Here is a 13,929-nt window from a genome sequence, read left to right as displayed (position 1 = left end):
ATCTTGGGGAGGATCCTCCATGCGTGCACTCCTGGTCGACCGCTCGGCCCCCGGCGGCCTGCGCCTCGGTACGGCCCCGGACCCCGAGCCGGCGCCCCACCAGGCACTGGTCCGGGTCACCGCGACCTCGCTCAACTACGGCGAGGTCGCCTTCGGTCTCGACACCGCCCCCGACGGCACCGTCCTCGGCTGGGACGCCGCCGGCATCGTCGAACGCGCCGCCGCCGACGGCTCCGGCCCCGCCGAGGGGACCCCGGTGGTCACCCTGATGCCGGCCGGCGGCTGGGCCGAACTCCGGGCGGTGGACACCGGGCTGATCGGCGCCGCACCCGTCGGTGCCGACCTCGCCGCCCTCGCCACCATCCCGGTCGCCGCCCTCAGCGCCCTGCGCGCGCTGCACCGCATCGGCCCGCTGCTCGGCCGCAGCGTCCTGGTCACCGGCGCCACCGGCGGCGTCGGCCGGTACGCCGTCCAGCTCGCCCGGGCGGCGGGCGCGCACGTGGTCGCGTCCACCGGCTCGCCGGACCGGAACGGCGAGGTGCTGCGCCGCCTCGGCGCCCACGAGGTGGTCGCCTCGCCGAAGGAGACCGCCGGGCCGGTCGACGGCGTGGTCGACGTCGTCGGCGGCCCCCAACTGGTCGAGGCCTACGAGGCCCTGGGCCCCGGCGGCGTCCTGGTCGCCACCGGCCACAGCTCCGGCCGGGGCGAGGACTTCGCGTTCGGCACCCTGTTCGGCGACGCGAGCAGGCACGACCGCTCGGTGGTCTCCTTCTACCTGCTCGGCTGCACCGGCCTCGGCCGCGACCTCGGCTGGCTCGCCCACCGGGTGGCGGCCGGCGAGCTGGACGCCGGTATCACCTGGCGCGGCGACTGGGACGACGCGGCCGAGGCGGTCGACGCCCTGCTCGGGCGGCGGCTGCACGGCAAGGCGGTGCTGGCCATCGGCGCCTGAGGCCTCCCTCGGGCCCGGTCCGGCTCCCGTCCGGGGCCGCTGGACCCGACCCGTCCGGGGCCGCTGGACCCAACCCGTCCGGGGCTGCGACGCACCGCCCGTGCGCGGCCCGCCCACTCGGACGGGTCAGGAGCTGTCGCTGTGGAGCGCGATGTTGCCAAGCATGGGGACGTACGGGCCCCTCGGCCGCCGAACACCGACCAGGAGAGGGATCCTCGGTGCGTGAACTCCACAGTCCCCCCAGCCACGGCCCCGGCCACCGTCCGCTGCCGGGGCGTCCGCCGCTCGGCCGTTCCCAGGGCGGCGACCGGCGACCTGGCCGGAGCTGGACCCCGCAGCGCACGATCGCGCTGATCGCGGCGGCGTCCGGCGCCGTCGTGCTCGTGGCCTGCAGCAGCAGCTCGTCGGGCACGTCGGCCGGCTCGCCGTCCGCCACCCTGCCCAACGCCAGCGCCTTCTCCGGCGAGCCGCCCTCCGCCATCGCCTCCGCCGCCCAGTCGCTGCTGGCCTCGGCGTCGGCCGCGGCGGTCTCGGCGTCGGCGGCCGCCTCCGAAGCCGGCGCCTCCCTCTCCGCGGCGGCTTCCTCCTTTCAGGCGTCCGTGTCGGCGCAGCAGGCGGCGACCCGGGAGAAGGCCGCCTCGGTGCTCAGCGGGGTGACGGACGGCGGCAACGCGCTGAACGACGTCACCATCACCGGCCTTTCCCGGCAGAGCACCGGCGGCCTGCACGCCGTGGTCGTCACGATCCAGAACCCGGGGCCCAACGCGGCCTCCTACGCGGTCCAGGTCGACTTCACCGACTCCAGCGGCAAGGCCGTGGACAGCTCGATCGTCGGCGCCGAGAACGTCCCGGCGAACGGCAAGGCCCAGCCCGTCGCCTTCAGCCGGCAACCGGCCGACCAGCCGCTGACGCCCGTGGTGGTCAAGGCCGTCCGCTACTGACGTCCCACGGTGCGGCCCGATGGCCCGATGGCCCGATGGCCCGATGGCCCGATGGCCCGATGGCCCGACGGCCCGGCACGCGGCCGCCGGGCCACCGGAAGTCCGCCGCGTGATCCCGCACCCAGTCGCGGATGTCGCTCGGCGGACGCCCGAGCACCTCCCGTACGGTGCCGGTCACCCGCTCCGGCTCCCGTGTGAACGGGGGCTGTGCCCGGGGACTACCAGCCGTGCTCCACCGGCCCGACGGGTGCCAGCCCGACCTGCCGCGCCAGCCACTCGGCGCGCTCGACGTCGCCCTGGCGGAAGTGGATGAACAGGGTGTGGCTGCCCGCGGGCCGGTCGAAGTCGACGTTGTCGCTGCTGAGGGTGATCTGGACACCGGCGTCCTTGGCGCGGACGTCCAGGCCGAGTTCGGGGGCGGCCGGCCAGGCGAAGCCGTCCCAGGACAGTGAAGCGGGCGAGGAGCCGAGGAGGGCGAGGAACCTGTCCTCGATCGACCCGGCAGGCCGCTCGTCCAGATGGAACGCGAACGGGGCCAGTGCGTCCACCCGGGGATCGCCCGCCGCCAACAGCCGTCGGAGCTCGTCGGTCCCGACGCTCCGTTCCTGGCCGCCCGGGTACACGTGGTCGGGAAAGGCCTCGAACAGCCGCCGGGCCTCCGCCGCCGTGAGTTCGTCCGCGTACGCGTTCGCCTCCGTCGAGCGCCGGTGCACGGTGATGCCCAGCAGCCGTTGGGCGGCGTCGTAGGCGACCCACCGGTTGGTGGTGCGCAGGACCGGAAGGACGTGCGAGGTACTCATGGCGGTGAGTCAAACAGACCGGGCACGGAGCGTCATGCGGATTCTCCGGGCGGCCGGGCTCAGCCGCCGACGCGCACCACGTACTTGCCGGTCGCCAGCCCGTCCTGCATGGCGTCGTGGGCGGCCGGGACGGTGTCGAGGCCGGGCAGTTCCGTGACCGGCAGTTCGAGGCCCCCGTCGGCGAGCAGGTCGAGGACCCGGCGGATGGCGCGGGCCAGCCGCTCGGGGGCGGTGGCGGCCAGGCCGCGGTGGCTGAAGCCGGTGACGGTCAGGTTGCCCGCCATCAGGCGGCCGAGCGGGGGCAGGTCGGCGACGGTTCCGCCGCCCGCGTTGCCGAACAGCACGATCCGCGCGCCGGGCGCCGCCACGGCGAGGTCGAGGTCGAGCGCCGCGGTGCCCAGCGGGTCGAGCACCAGGTCGACGCCCCGGCCGCCGGCGGCGGCGCGAATCGCCTCGGCCGCCTCGTCGGTACGGGCGAAGGCGTGGTCGTAGCCGGAGGCGATCGCCGCCGCGGCCTTCTCCGGCCGGCCGACCGTGCCGATCAGCCGGCCGCCGCCGAGCAGCGGGACGAGCCGGGCGACGGCGTTGCCGATCCCGCCGCCCGCCGAGTGGACGAGGACGGTGTCCCCGGCGGCGAAGCGGCCCGCGTCGGTCAGCAGCAGCACCGAGGTGGCCAGGCCCAGCGGGACGGCGGCGGCCTCGCGCAGCGCCACCCCGTCCGGGAGCGGCACGGTGAGCGCGGCCTCCGCGACCACCACCTCGGCCAGGCCGGCGCCGACCGGCGCGGCGACCACACGGTCGCCCACCGCGAGTCCGGTGACGCCGGCGCCGAGCGCGCGGACCGTGCCGGAGACCTCCTTGCCGGGCCGGTACGGCCAGTCGGCGGCGTACGCGGCGTCCCCGCGGCGGGTCATCACGTCCACGAAGTTCAGTCCGGCGTAGGCGACGTCGATCGCCACCTGCCCCGGTCCGGGGTGCGGCGCCGCGATCTCCTGGACCTGCGAGTTCTCGGCTCCACCGGGTGCGGTCATCACCAGTGCGCGCATGTCGGTCCCCCTCGACTACGATGTTCGACGAACGACGAAGTTGATGCGGGTCAGTGGTACCACGCCGTTTCCATGGATGTCGAACATCGCAGACAGGAGAGGTCGACCCATGCCCCGCAGCACCCGCCGCCGACCGGCGCTCGCGCACCCCGCGACCGAGGAGATCGACCTCTTCGACGTCCTGCACGCGCTCTCCGACCCCACCCGGATGACCATCGTCCGCATCCTGCGCACCGAGCCCGAGCGGGCCTGCGGCACCTTCCCGGTGGATGTCGCGCCCTCCACCCTGAGCCACCACTTCAAGGTGCTGCGCGAGTCCGGCCTGATCGCCCAGCGCGAGGAGGCCAACCGGCGCTTCTCCGCCCTGCGCACTGTCGACCTGGAGCGGCGCTTCCCCGGCCTGCTCGACACCGTGCTCGCCGCGCACGCCCGTACGGCGGGCTAGCGGCCGGGGCGCGCTCGGCGCCGGGTGTTCGGCGCCTGCCCGGTCCCGGGCGTCCGGCGCCCGCTCAACGCCGGTGCCAGACGGCCCAGTTCTGCCCGGCGTCGAACCGCTCGACGTACCAGTCGGCGGGGCGCCCGGGCCAGTAGGCCTCCGGCGGCCTCCCCGCCTCGGGCAGCGGGAGGACCATGACGTTCGCCTCCGCAGGGACGGGCTGCCAGCGGGGGTCACGGAACCAGACCCGACCGCGGTAGATCTCGAAGGTCTGGGTGGCGCGCAGCGACCAGTCGACATCCCAGGCGAACACCACGTTGTCGTCCGCGGTGATCCCGGAGGCGCGGGTGAAGCCGGTCGCCAGACCCTCCCGCCCCACCGCGTGCGGCCGGGCGACCTGCGCGGTGATCGTCGAGGTCGCGAAGGCGGCGAACAGCGCCAGCGAGACGCCGAGCGCCCCGAGCACCCGGCGCCCCCCGCTGTTGCGGACCAGCACCACTGTGCCGAGCGCGAACACCACGGCGGCGCAGGTGCGGGGCAGGTCGATCCGGCCCCAGTCCGCGGCCAGGAACGAGACGTCGGGCAGGGTCCAGGGGATGAACATCGACGTGTGCAGCCGCTCGCCGGCCGCCAGCGCCACGATCCCGGCGAGCAGCAGGACGAGCCCGGCCGCCACCGCCGCCGTCCGGACCAGTGCCCGGCGCCCGTACCCGGCGAGCACCGCGACGCCCGCCACGAAGGCCGCCGGGACGAGGTAGGAGGTGTAGCGGGCGTACACCCAGTCGTCGACCCGGCCGTCCAGCGGCAGGGCGGCGGAGGCGGCCAGGGCCGTGCCGAACAGCAGTGCCACCAGCACGCCGCCGGTGATCCGCAGCTCCCGCGGCGGGCGGCGGTCGAACACCGCGCCCAGGCAGGCGACGACGGCGAGTCCGCCGATCCCCCAGGTGGAGGCGATGAAGTACCAGACCTGGCCGGCGGCCCGCGCGAGGGTCTGCAGGGCGATCGCCGGATCGGTCAGGCCCTTCCAGAGGGAGCCGCCGACATCGCTGTCCGGGACGGTGAACTGCGCGTGCAGCCAGGCCGACAGCAACTCGGCGCCGAGCACGCCGAGGCCGAGTGCCGCGAGCCCGGCCGCCGTGGCGCGCCGGGGCGCCCGGCGCAGCAGCAGGACGCCGAGGAGGACGGCGGCGGTGAGCGCGACCACCACGCCGCCGCGGTCGTGCACCGCCATCGCACAACCGGCCGAGGCCCCGGCCCCGACGGCGTGCCAGGCACGCCGCCGCAGCGGGCCGTCGGCCAGCCAGCCGTGCAGGCAGAGCAGCCAGGCGAGCACCAGGACGGGCAGCACGGCGTCGGTCATCACGAACTGCGAGTAGAAGACCACCGGCGGCAGCAGCGCGGTCGCGGCGGCGAAGGCGTAGGAGCGGCGGCGGTTCAGGCCGAGGCGGCGCAGTGCGACGTGGGCGAGCGGGAAGACCAGCGCGTTGACGGCGGCGTTGACGCCCATGACCAGGTGGTAGGCGGTTGCCGGGTCGTCGGCCAGGCGCAGGGCGGGGGATATCAGCAGGGGATAGCCGCCGGGGACGACCACGCCGACCGGGATCTCGGTGGCCGAGCCGCCGGCCAGCACCCGGGCCAGGGCGAGGTAGGAGTCCTCATCGGGGTGGACCGACGGGAAGCTCATGGACCGGACGAGGACGAGCCGGAACAGCAGCTCGGCGAGGTAGCCGGCGAGCAGCACGGCGGCGGGCCGGGTGGCCGCCGTCCGGGCGGCGGCGGCGCGGGCGGTGGCGAGCAGGGCCGGGGCGGGCCGGTCCTGGGCGGGCCGGGGAGGGTGCGGCCGGGTCGTCGTGCGGGGTGGCATGGGAGTGCCCCCTTCTGTCGGACTGTCGGACGACTGCATATGTCGATGGACTGCATATGTAGTCCGACTGGTTCCGAAGAGGGGGTGGTTCCTGGGATCCGTCCGGGCCGACCGGTCGCCGCGAAGTCCGGCGCGACCTCGCGCGGCGGCGGCGCGGCGGCGGTAGTGCCGGCCCGCCGCGTCCGCCCGGCGACGGGCTCGGCGCCGGCCCCTCTCCCCGGGCGGGGGAGGGGCGAGTCAACCCGCCGGGGGTGCGCCCCGGCCGCTCAGCGCAGCCGCGAGGAGGACAGGATCGACGCCAGGTGCGCGACCACCATGCCCCAGGTGATCACCGTGATGCCCGCGAGCGTCCACCGCGTGGCGTCCAGGTTTCCGAGCCCGGCGTCCACCACGGCCGCCGCCAGCAGTACCAGCGAGGCCTCGATGCCGTTCGTCACCCGGTGGATCTTGAACAGTGAGGCGACCTTGCGGGCCGTCGCGATGCCCTGGGAGCGCGGCTGCGTCGACTCCTCGGTGGCCGGAAGCTGCCCGCTGCGGGCCCGGGCCACGTCCACCAGGTCCGTCGAGGCCTTGAGCAGCACCACGCCCAGCGCCGCCGCCAGCCCCGCCGACACCCACAGCTCCGAGCCGCCGCGCGCCGCCCGTACGCCCGCGCCGATCATCAGCGCGGCGTCCGCCAGGTAGGCGCCGAGCCGGTCCACGTACACCCCGGCCATGCTGAACTGGCGCTTCCAGCGCGCCACTTCGCCGTCCACGCAGTCGAACAGCAGGAACAGCTGGAACAGCACGACGGCCAGCGCCGCGCCGGTCACGCCCGGGATCAGCAGGGCCGCGCCGCCGCCGACCCCGCACACCACCATCACCCAGGTGAGGGTGTTCGGCGACACCGAGGTGCGCACCAGCTGCCGGGTGGTCCGCAGTGAGACGGCCCGCATGTACAGCCGGCCCGCCCAGTGCTCGCCGTTGCGGCTCTGAAGCTTGGCCTGCGGCTGGCACACCTCGCGCAGCTCGGCGAGCGCCGGAGCAGCCACCATGACGACATCCCTCCACCTGTCCCGAAACGATCACCACAGGCTACGGCCTCCGGGGAAACGCCCGGACCAGCCGGTATGCCGCCGGCGGTACGGGAGGTGTCCTCCGGGGGAACGTCTGCCGCGGACGTCCGCGGGCCGGGTGCGGCCCCGCCGGGTACGGGCCCGCGCGGGCGGCGGTGGGCGCGTGCGGGCGGCGCGTGCGGGCGGCGCGTGCGGGTGTCGGGGCCGCGTGCGGGCGGCGGGGAAAACCGGTGGGCCGCCCGAGCACCCCCGGGCTAGGCTGCGCGGGTTCGCCGGAACCCGAAGCCCCGGGGCCGAACGCCCGCCCCGACCTCCCGCTCCCGCACGCCGGTTGACGCGGTCCGCGCGGCCCGCACGGTCTCCCGGAACGGAACGAGGAGCGCAGACCCATGGTGACCACGGGCAGCCCGTCACAGAGCCCCGACCTGGCCCGACTGCTGGACGACCACCGCCCGCAGGGCCCGGTGGAGACCGCCGACCACGAGCGGGCCCGCCGCCTCCTCGGCGTCGCCGACGCCTGGAACAGAAGCACCTTCCCGCAGCACTTCACCGCCTCCGCCCTGATCGTCCACCCGCCGACCCGCCGCGTCCTGCTGCGCTGGCACGTCCGCCAGCAGGCCTGGCTGCACGTCGGCGGCCACGGCGACCCGGGGGAGACCCGGCCGCTGGACATCGCCCTGCGCGAAGGCCTGGAGGAGACCGGCCTGACCGACCTCACCCCCTGGCCCGGCCCCGCCCTCGTCCACCTCGCCGTGGTGCCCGTCCCCGCCTCGCCCGCCGAACCCGCGCACGAGCACGCCGACCTGCGCTTCCTGCTGGCCACCGACACCCCGGAGCAGGCCCGGCCGGAGAACCCGGCGGCCCCGCTGGAGTGGCTCACCGTCGAGGAGGCCGGGCGGCGGACCACCGAGGAGAACCTCCGCGAGACCCTCCACCGCGCCGCCCGCCTGCTGCCGCCCGCCTGACCGGCCTCCGCCGCCGCCCTTTCCCGCGGCCCTTCCCCGCCGTCCTTTCCTGCCGCCGTTCCCTGCCGCCGTTCCCTGCCGCCGTTCCCTGTCGCCCGACCGACTTCCCCTGGAGACCACCGGATGATGCACACCGACCAGACCCTGATCTTCGACGCCGACGACACGCTCTGGGAGAACAACGTCCTCTTCGAGCGGGTCATCGACGGCTTCCTGGACTGGGTCACCACCACCCCGGCCGAGCAGGAGCGCACCAGGGTCCTGCTGAACCGGATCGAGGCCGCCAACTCCGCCACCCTCGGCTACGGCGCCACCGTCTTCCGGCAGAGCCTCGCCGACTGCCTGGAGCAGCTCAACAGCCGCACCCCCACGGCCGCCGAGCAGATCCGGATCGACGACCTGCTCACCCCGCTGACCAGCCGCGACGTCGAACTGATCCCCGGCGTCGCCGACACCCTCGCCGCCCTCGCCGACCGCCACCACCTGCTGCTGCTCACCAAGGGCGACCAGGGCGAACAGCAGCGCAAGGTGACCGAGTCCACCATCGACCACCACTTCCGCGGCATCCACATCGTCGCCGAGAAGTCGGTCGACACCTACCGGCAGCTCACCGCCGACCTCGGCCTCGACCCCGGCCGGACCTGGATGATCGGCAACTCGCCCAAGTCCGACATCGCCCCCGCCCGCCGGGCCGGCCTGCGCACCGTCTTCATCCCGCACGAGCACACCTGGGTGCTGGAGCACGCGGAACTCGGCCCGGACGAGGCGACGCTGCAGCTCGGGACCTTCCCCGAGCTGCTGCGCCACTTCTGACGACCGGGCCGTCAGGTCATCGCCCGTCGGGTAGTCGCCCGTCGGGTCATCCCTCGTCAGGCCAGCAGCGCGGCCGCCGACACCGGCGCGCCGTCCCGGTACAGCCAGGCCCGCTCGGCGGCCGACCAGACACCGGCCGTGAGCAGGTACAGCACGGCGGCCACCGGCACCAGCGCCGCGAACAGCACCGACCCGAACGACAGGTACGGCAGCAGTCCCGCCCCCGGCTGCGGGGCGGGCTGCGCCGTCGCCGTCGCGGCTGCGGCTGCGGTCGCGGTCGCGGCCGCGGCCGTGCGTCGGGCCCGGCGGAAGTTGACGAACCCGACCGCCACCAGCCCGGCGAACAGCACCCCGAACACCGCCCACTGCCCGGCACCGTGCGCACCCGTGACGTGCAGGCCCAGCGGCACACCGAACAGGGTGTGGTCCAGCAGATCGTTCGGCGTGGTGAACAGGCGGTACATCACCGAGAAGAACGGCACCTGCACCAGCAGCGGCAGACACCCCGCGAACGGCGACACCTGCTCCTTGCGGTACATCTCGGCCAGCGCCTCCCGCAGCCGCTCCGGCCGGTCCTTGTGCTTCCTCTGCAGCGCGGCGACCTTCGGCGCCAGCCGCGCCCGGGCCTTCTCCCCGCGCGCCGCCGCCCGCGCCAGCGGGTGCAGCGCCAGCCGGACGGCGACGGTGAACAGGACGATGGCGAGCGCGGTCGGCACCAGGTGGGCGACAGCGGCGACGACGGCGTGCGCCAAGGCGACGGCCGGGTCGAGAACGGCGAGTACGGACATGGTGAAGCGAGCCCTCCGGGGTCTCAGGACATGAGTGAACGGCGGAGGACGGCTGCGAAGAACTGCCTACGGAAGAAGGGGGTTCACGCGGCCGCCGGGGCCGCCCCCGGCGCCCTCGGACGTCGCCTGCCCCGGGCATCCGGATCACGCTGCGGAAGGAACGCCGTACCGAACGCCCGACGCCGCAGCACCCCGCTGCGCACCGCCGCCGGCGCCCGCGCCCCCAGCAGCCGCGCCCCGGCCAGCGCCCCGGCGACCGCCCCGGCCACCAGCGCCACGGCCGCGACGGCGGCCACCGACGCCAGCGTCCCGCTGTCGGCCACCAACTCCCCGGTCAGCACCCGGAGCAGGCCCAGCAGCATCGCGACGACGGTCACGGCGCGCTCCCCCTCCCGGTGCCCCATCGGCTCCCTGACGTACCAGCAGGACGATCCTACGGCGCACCGGGTTCCCGCTCCATCGGGGAAATCCCCTACGGCGCGTCCATCGAGTACACCCACACCCGCGCGCCCCCGTCCGCCTCCGACGCCAGCCACAGCCTCGCCGCGAGCCGCTTGTTGTGCCCCGGCAGCGGCTCGGCGAGGAAGGAACCCTCCCGCAAGGGGCCCGCCGCCCCCGGATCCGGTGCACCCGCGTGCCGGAACCCTTCCAGCGCACCGCTGTCGACCGGGTTCCCGACGCTCGGCTTCACCACCGCCCCGAGACCGGCCAGGAACCGCTCCTCCTCACCCGGCGGCAGCCGGAACGAGAGGTACGCGGCGTCGTCCTGGAACCCCTTCTGGTAGGCCCAACGCACCTCGCCTGCCGACGCGGGCGGCCGCACGCGCGAGAACTCCCCGACGAACTCCGACGTGACCGTCGTCCACGACCCGGGCCGCCCGCTGTCCGGCGCCGGATGCCGGTCCCACTCCCGCAGCCAGTGGAGCCCTCCCACGGCGGCTCCCGCCAGCACCAGCGGCACCACGATCGCCAGCAGCAGCACCCACCGTTGCTTCCGTGTCATGGCGTCCTTCCCCCGGGTGCGGTCTGTTCGTCGAGTCGGACGGTGATCGGCTTGGTCCTGCCGACGATGTCGAACTCCTGGGCCAGTCCCGTTTGGTGCAAGGTCGCCATGTCGTGGTCCGTGATGGTGGTTCCGGCGATCGGCGTGCTCTTGCCCTCGTCCCAGTTGTAGCGGTCCCAGACATTGACCTGGTACTGCAGTGACACCTGGGGCTTGCCGTCCGGCCCTGGGACGGCCGTCACCACTCCGGACGTGAGGTACTGGTGGCCTCCGATTGCGCGGTACCAGTTGAGATCATCGAACCTCCGGGTGCCGACCGGACTCTCGACAGGGATCGCGACCGGCACTCCCCCCGACTTCTCGAACGCCTCCACTGCGGCCTGACGCCATTTGTCCCTGTTGGCGGCCAGCTGGGCATCCGCGCTCGCCCGGAAGCCGGCGTCGTCGCGAAGCATGGGCTCGACGGCCAGAATCAGGGGCTTTCCGTTGCCGTCCAGGTAGTGCGCCATGTTGCGGGCGGCGTCCGGGTAGCCGGCGAGCGCACCGCCGCCGACCATGCTCGCGACCTCCACCCGCATCACCTGGTCGGCGATGCCCGGTTCCCGGACTCCCCAGGGACCGGCCCCCTTGTCCGGCGACGACCACTCGTACTCCGTCGGCCCCAGGATCCCTGCCTTGATCAGGTTGCCCGCATCGGCCGAGAGCACCCCGGCCCGTAGCGCGGGGTCGAGCGCGGCCCACCAGGCCTTCCGGGCCGCGGGATCGGTGGGCATGCCCATGGCCGTCTCCAGATCGCTCAGGGCGTTGGCGGCCCCGTCCGGATGCGTCGCCGGGTCGACCTCCTCCGGGTCGAGCGCGCGCAGGGCCGCGGCCACGGCGTTGTCGGCCTCGGTGGCCGCCGTCAGTGCCGCGGTCATGTCCTGGACGTGGTGCTGCAGTTCGTCCCACTTCCGCTTCCGGTAGGCGATCGCCTCGGGGTCGTTTCGCTCCTCGGGCGGCAGGTCGGGCAGGGTGACTGTGCCGTCGTCGGCCACGGTGGCGCCCAGGCCCTCGGCATCGCCGATCGCTCGCAGCAGCTTCTGCTGGGCCTCGGTGAAGGCCTTCCGGGCACGGTGCAGCGCGGCGGCGACGGCCAGCGCCTCGTAGTGGAACGCGTGCAGCTCGTCGGCCAGGAAGCCGATCTCCCGTACGGCCTCATCGGCGGCCGCGCCGGTCCAGGGCCGGCTTCCGGCGGCCGGGGACGCGTACGGGCCGCCGCCTCCCGAGAGGGGATGGAGCACACCGGACCGCAGCTGGCCGGCGAGGTGCTCCAGGTGGCCGGAGACGCCGTTCCAGGTGCCGCCCGCATGGTCGAGGGAGGCGAAGGAAGCGTGGCGGAGCAGGGCGAAGGTCACCATGGTTCACGGCCCCTTGAAGCCGGCCGCGGCGGAGCCGTCGGCCGCCCGGTAGCCGCGTGCGGTGGCGTCGAGGCGGTCCGCGGTCAGGCCGAGCCGGTTGTCGAGGCTGGTCCAGCGGGCCTTCCACCAGGTGAGCGCCTGCGACAGCGCGGGTCCGGTGGCGAATCCGCCGGCCAGAGCCTGGACCGCCGCGGCGGTGTCGGGTTCGACGCGGCCGACCGAGAACTGCAGCTCACCCCGCATCCGCCGCGATTCACCGGCGGCCTGCTGGAGCACGGCCGGCTGCACCAGGACGGACGGGCCCGCGGTTCCCGTCCAGGGCCCGGTTGTGCGGGGCGGGCTGAACGGATCCCGTGGTGGTGGCGCGTCCTGGCCGTAGAGCCAGGGATTCAGGTCCTTCTCGCTGGTTCCGGACACGACAGAAGCCCCCCTCTGTTCGAATGGTCTGTGGTCGAACCTAGCCGATCGGGCGCGGGCGGGGGCGGGTTTCGGGGGAAGGGGGCGGGGGTCGTTCGGGGTGTAGCCGGCGGGGCTACGCGGGGCTACTTTGGAAGGGTGAAGACGATTACCCAGCGGGAGTTCCGGAACAACTCCGCCGCGGTGATGGACGCGGTGGAGGCGGGCGAGACCTTCCACATCACCAGGAACGGGGTCGAGGTCGCCGAGCTGCGGCCGGTGTCCGGGCGTCGGCGGCTCACGGCGGAGGAGCTGGTGGCGCGGCACGTGAAGCTGCCGCGGGTGGACCACCAGCAGATGCGCAAGGAGGCCGAGGAGTACTTCGGGCCCGAGGAACTGGTCGGGGACGAGGGAGACGACCCGTTCGAGCGGCGGCGTGGCTGAGCGCCGCAGGGCGTCCCGGAGGCGGCCGGCCGGGGTGCTGGACACCTGCGTCTACATCGACCTGGCGCTGCTCAACGCGTCCGACCTGCCGGCGGTGCCGGAGCTGACCGCGATCACCTTCGCCGAGCTGCAGCAGGGCGTGTCGATGGCCCGGGACCCGGCCAGCCGGGCGGCCCGGCTGGAAGTGCTGGGCGCGGCGATGGCGGACTTCGACCCGCTGCCCTTCGACGCGGCGGCCGCCGCCCGCTACGGGACGCTGGTCACGCTCACCATCGCCGCCGGGCGGCAGCCGCGCCCGCGCCGGATAGACCTGATGATCGCCGCGGTCGCCTCGGCCCACGGGCTGCCGCTGTACACCCGCAACGTCGCGGACTTCCGGGGGCTGGGCTCGGCGGTGGAGGTCATCGGGGTGTGAGGGCGGCGGCCCCCTCCTGCTCGACCCGGTCGGCCAGGGCGGCCGCGTGCCGCAGTGCCACTGCCCGGTCCCGGGTGCGCAGCAGGACGGTGTTGCCCCCGCGCTTGTCCCGGTCGCTCCCCGCCTTGGCGGCGACGGCCCAGAGCGGGCGGCCGAGCAGTTGCAGGACGAGCCAGCGGAGCCCGGAGTCCAGGCCCACGAGCACGGCGTACGGAACGAGGACGATCAGTCCTTCGCCGCCGCCCGGATCGACGTTCCGGAACGGGTTGTAGTCGTTCAGCCGCTTCCGGGTCGCCCTGAACCGTCCGAGCCACACCACCGCGATCCGTACGGTCACGGCGTCGGGCCCGGTGACGTCGATGTACCCGAGGGCGTCGGCTCCGGTCCGGCGGCCCTCCGCCCAGGCGGCCCGGTTCGCGGCGATGGAGGTGACCAGCTCGCGTTCGCGCGCCTCGGCCTGCTGCGCCTTCTGCCGCGCCTCGAACTCCGCGGTCCACGCGCTCTCGCGTTTCTTCTGTTCGGCGGACCACGCCCGTTCGCGGTCACGACGCTCGTCGGCGTCGATCTGCCGCCCCCGTTGACTGCTCATCCGCTCATCGTAGGAGGCGGGTCCG

General features: G+C 74.6%; 17 protein-coding genes. 7 read left to right on the top strand and 10 right to left on the bottom strand.

Annotated elements, in window-relative coordinates; translation table 11 throughout:
• Positions 1-19 precede the first annotated feature (19 nt).
• The gene (locus ACWGJO_RS10260) at positions 20-952 is read left to right on the top strand and encodes a zinc-binding dehydrogenase (protein ID WP_452183022.1); all 933 of its coding nucleotides are present in this window, start codon (positions 20-22) and stop codon (positions 950-952) included.
• A gap of 218 nt (positions 953-1,170) precedes the next feature.
• Positions 1,171-1,893: a hypothetical protein gene (locus tag ACWGJO_RS10255; RefSeq protein ID WP_452183021.1), complete on the top strand. Its 723-nt coding sequence runs from the start codon at positions 1,171-1,173 to the stop codon at positions 1,891-1,893.
• 218 nt (positions 1,894-2,111) lie between these two features.
• Here the strand turns inward: ACWGJO_RS10255 and ACWGJO_RS10250 are convergent, their stop codons facing one another.
• Both ACWGJO_RS10250 and ACWGJO_RS10245 read right to left on the bottom strand, forming a co-directional pair.
• On the bottom strand, positions 2,112-2,693 hold the full coding sequence (locus ACWGJO_RS10250; protein WP_452183020.1) for a hypothetical protein: 582 nt from the start codon (positions 2,691-2,693) through the stop codon (positions 2,112-2,114).
• A gap of 59 nt (positions 2,694-2,752) precedes the next feature.
• A complete protein-coding gene (locus tag ACWGJO_RS10245; protein WP_452183019.1) occupies positions 2,753-3,739 on the bottom strand; it encodes a quinone oxidoreductase family protein in 987 nt (328 codons plus the stop codon).
• 109 nt (positions 3,740-3,848) lie between these two features.
• Here ACWGJO_RS10245 and ACWGJO_RS10240 point away from each other — a divergent pair, with 109 nt between their 5' ends.
• Positions 3,849-4,184, top strand: a complete 336-nt coding sequence (locus ACWGJO_RS10240) for an ArsR/SmtB family transcription factor (protein ID WP_452183018.1) — start codon at positions 3,849-3,851, stop codon at positions 4,182-4,184.
• 64 nt (positions 4,185-4,248) lie between these two features.
• On the opposite strand, the gene ACWGJO_RS10235 is transcribed toward ACWGJO_RS10240, so the two are convergent.
• Both ACWGJO_RS10235 and ACWGJO_RS10230 read right to left on the bottom strand, forming a co-directional pair.
• Positions 4,249-6,039, bottom strand: a complete 1,791-nt coding sequence (locus tag ACWGJO_RS10235; protein ID WP_452183017.1) for a hypothetical protein — start codon at positions 6,037-6,039, stop codon at positions 4,249-4,251.
• A 266-nt stretch (positions 6,040-6,305) separates the two neighbouring features.
• Positions 6,306-7,073 carry a CDP-alcohol phosphatidyltransferase family protein gene (locus ACWGJO_RS10230; RefSeq protein ID WP_359901911.1) on the bottom strand — a complete coding sequence of 256 codons (768 nt, stop codon included), beginning with the start codon at positions 7,071-7,073 and terminating at the stop codon, positions 6,306-6,308.
• A 410-nt stretch (positions 7,074-7,483) separates the two neighbouring features.
• Here ACWGJO_RS10230 and ACWGJO_RS10225 point away from each other — a divergent pair, with 410 nt between their 5' ends.
• Positions 7,484-8,059, top strand: coding sequence for an NUDIX hydrolase (locus ACWGJO_RS10225; RefSeq protein WP_452183016.1), 576 nt, complete (start codon positions 7,484-7,486; stop codon positions 8,057-8,059).
• 123 nt (positions 8,060-8,182) lie between these two features.
• Complete coding sequence (locus ACWGJO_RS10220) at positions 8,183-8,872, top strand: HAD family hydrolase (protein WP_452183015.1); 690 nt, start codon at positions 8,183-8,185, stop codon at positions 8,870-8,872.
• Between the two features lie 56 nt (positions 8,873-8,928).
• Here the strand turns inward: ACWGJO_RS10220 and ACWGJO_RS10215 are convergent, their stop codons facing one another.
• The 5 genes from ACWGJO_RS10215 to ACWGJO_RS10195 all read right to left on the bottom strand — a co-directional run bounded on the left by ACWGJO_RS10215 (position 8,929) and on the right by ACWGJO_RS10195 (position 12,477).
• Positions 8,929-9,660: a YidC/Oxa1 family membrane protein insertase gene (locus ACWGJO_RS10215; RefSeq protein ID WP_452183014.1), complete on the bottom strand. Its 732-nt coding sequence runs from the start codon at positions 9,658-9,660 to the stop codon at positions 8,929-8,931.
• Positions 9,661-9,743: 83 nt separating this feature from the next.
• The gene (locus tag ACWGJO_RS10210) at positions 9,744-10,037 is read right to left on the bottom strand and encodes a DUF6412 domain-containing protein (protein ID WP_452183013.1); all 294 of its coding nucleotides are present in this window, start codon (positions 10,035-10,037) and stop codon (positions 9,744-9,746) included.
• Between the two features lie 95 nt (positions 10,038-10,132).
• A complete protein-coding gene (locus ACWGJO_RS10205; protein ID WP_452183012.1) occupies positions 10,133-10,663 on the bottom strand; it encodes a hypothetical protein in 531 nt (176 codons plus the stop codon).
• Positions 10,660-12,060, bottom strand: coding sequence for a hypothetical protein (locus ACWGJO_RS10200; protein WP_452183011.1), 1,401 nt, complete (start codon positions 12,058-12,060; stop codon positions 10,660-10,662). The genes ACWGJO_RS10205 and ACWGJO_RS10200 overlap by 4 nt, the downstream gene beginning before the upstream one ends.
• A gap of 3 nt (positions 12,061-12,063) precedes the next feature.
• Positions 12,064-12,477, bottom strand: a complete 414-nt coding sequence (locus tag ACWGJO_RS10195; RefSeq protein ID WP_452183010.1) for a hypothetical protein — start codon at positions 12,475-12,477, stop codon at positions 12,064-12,066.
• Between the two features lie 138 nt (positions 12,478-12,615).
• On the opposite strand from ACWGJO_RS10195, the gene ACWGJO_RS10190 reads away from it, so the two are divergent.
• Both ACWGJO_RS10190 and ACWGJO_RS10185 read left to right on the top strand, forming a co-directional pair.
• The gene (locus ACWGJO_RS10190) at positions 12,616-12,900 is read left to right on the top strand and encodes a type II toxin-antitoxin system Phd/YefM family antitoxin (protein ID WP_359901889.1); all 285 of its coding nucleotides are present in this window, start codon (positions 12,616-12,618) and stop codon (positions 12,898-12,900) included.
• Entirely contained in the window at positions 12,893-13,315 is a 423-nt protein-coding gene (locus ACWGJO_RS10185; protein ID WP_380701554.1) for a type II toxin-antitoxin system VapC family toxin, read from the top strand. The genes ACWGJO_RS10190 and ACWGJO_RS10185 overlap by 8 nt, the downstream gene beginning before the upstream one ends.
• On the opposite strand, the gene ACWGJO_RS10180 is transcribed toward ACWGJO_RS10185, so the two are convergent.
• Positions 13,302-13,904, bottom strand: coding sequence for a hypothetical protein (locus tag ACWGJO_RS10180; protein ID WP_452183009.1), 603 nt, complete (start codon positions 13,902-13,904; stop codon positions 13,302-13,304). The genes ACWGJO_RS10185 and ACWGJO_RS10180 overlap by 14 nt on opposite strands.
• Positions 13,905-13,929 lie beyond the last annotated feature (25 nt).

Source organism: Kitasatospora sp. NPDC054795 (genome assembly GCF_053611565.1).
Note: the sequence above shows the minus strand (reverse complement) of the source record. Positions and strands in the feature narration are given on the sequence as shown.

Coding starts and splice junctions, on each gene's coding strand:
- ACWGJO_RS10245 (WP_452183019.1), bottom strand. CDS start 3,739: ATGCGCGCACTGGTGATGACCGCACCCGGTGGAGCCGAGAACTCGCAG.
- ACWGJO_RS10235 (WP_452183017.1), bottom strand. CDS start 6,039: ATGCCACCCCGCACGACGACCCGGCCGCACCCTCCCCGGCCCGCCCAG.
- ACWGJO_RS10205 (WP_452183012.1), bottom strand. CDS start 10,663: ATGACACGGAAGCAACGGTGGGTGCTGCTGCTGGCGATCGTGGTGCCG.
- ACWGJO_RS10200 (WP_452183011.1), bottom strand. CDS start 12,060: ATGGTGACCTTCGCCCTGCTCCGCCACGCTTCCTTCGCCTCCCTCGAC.
- ACWGJO_RS10180 (WP_452183009.1), bottom strand. CDS start 13,904: ATGAGCAGTCAACGGGGGCGGCAGATCGACGCCGACGAGCGTCGTGAC.
- ACWGJO_RS10225 (WP_452183016.1), top strand. CDS start 7,484: ATGGTGACCACGGGCAGCCCGTCACAGAGCCCCGACCTGGCCCGACTG.
- ACWGJO_RS10220 (WP_452183015.1), top strand. CDS start 8,183: ATGATGCACACCGACCAGACCCTGATCTTCGACGCCGACGACACGCTC.
- ACWGJO_RS10215 (WP_452183014.1), bottom strand. CDS start 9,660: ATGTCCGTACTCGCCGTTCTCGACCCGGCCGTCGCCTTGGCGCACGCC.
- ACWGJO_RS10240 (WP_452183018.1), top strand. CDS start 3,849: ATGCCCCGCAGCACCCGCCGCCGACCGGCGCTCGCGCACCCCGCGACC.
- ACWGJO_RS10260 (WP_452183022.1), top strand. CDS start 20: ATGCGTGCACTCCTGGTCGACCGCTCGGCCCCCGGCGGCCTGCGCCTC.
- ACWGJO_RS10250 (WP_452183020.1), bottom strand. CDS start 2,693: ATGAGTACCTCGCACGTCCTTCCGGTCCTGCGCACCACCAACCGGTGG.
- ACWGJO_RS10230 (WP_359901911.1), bottom strand. CDS start 7,073: ATGGTGGCTGCTCCGGCGCTCGCCGAGCTGCGCGAGGTGTGCCAGCCG.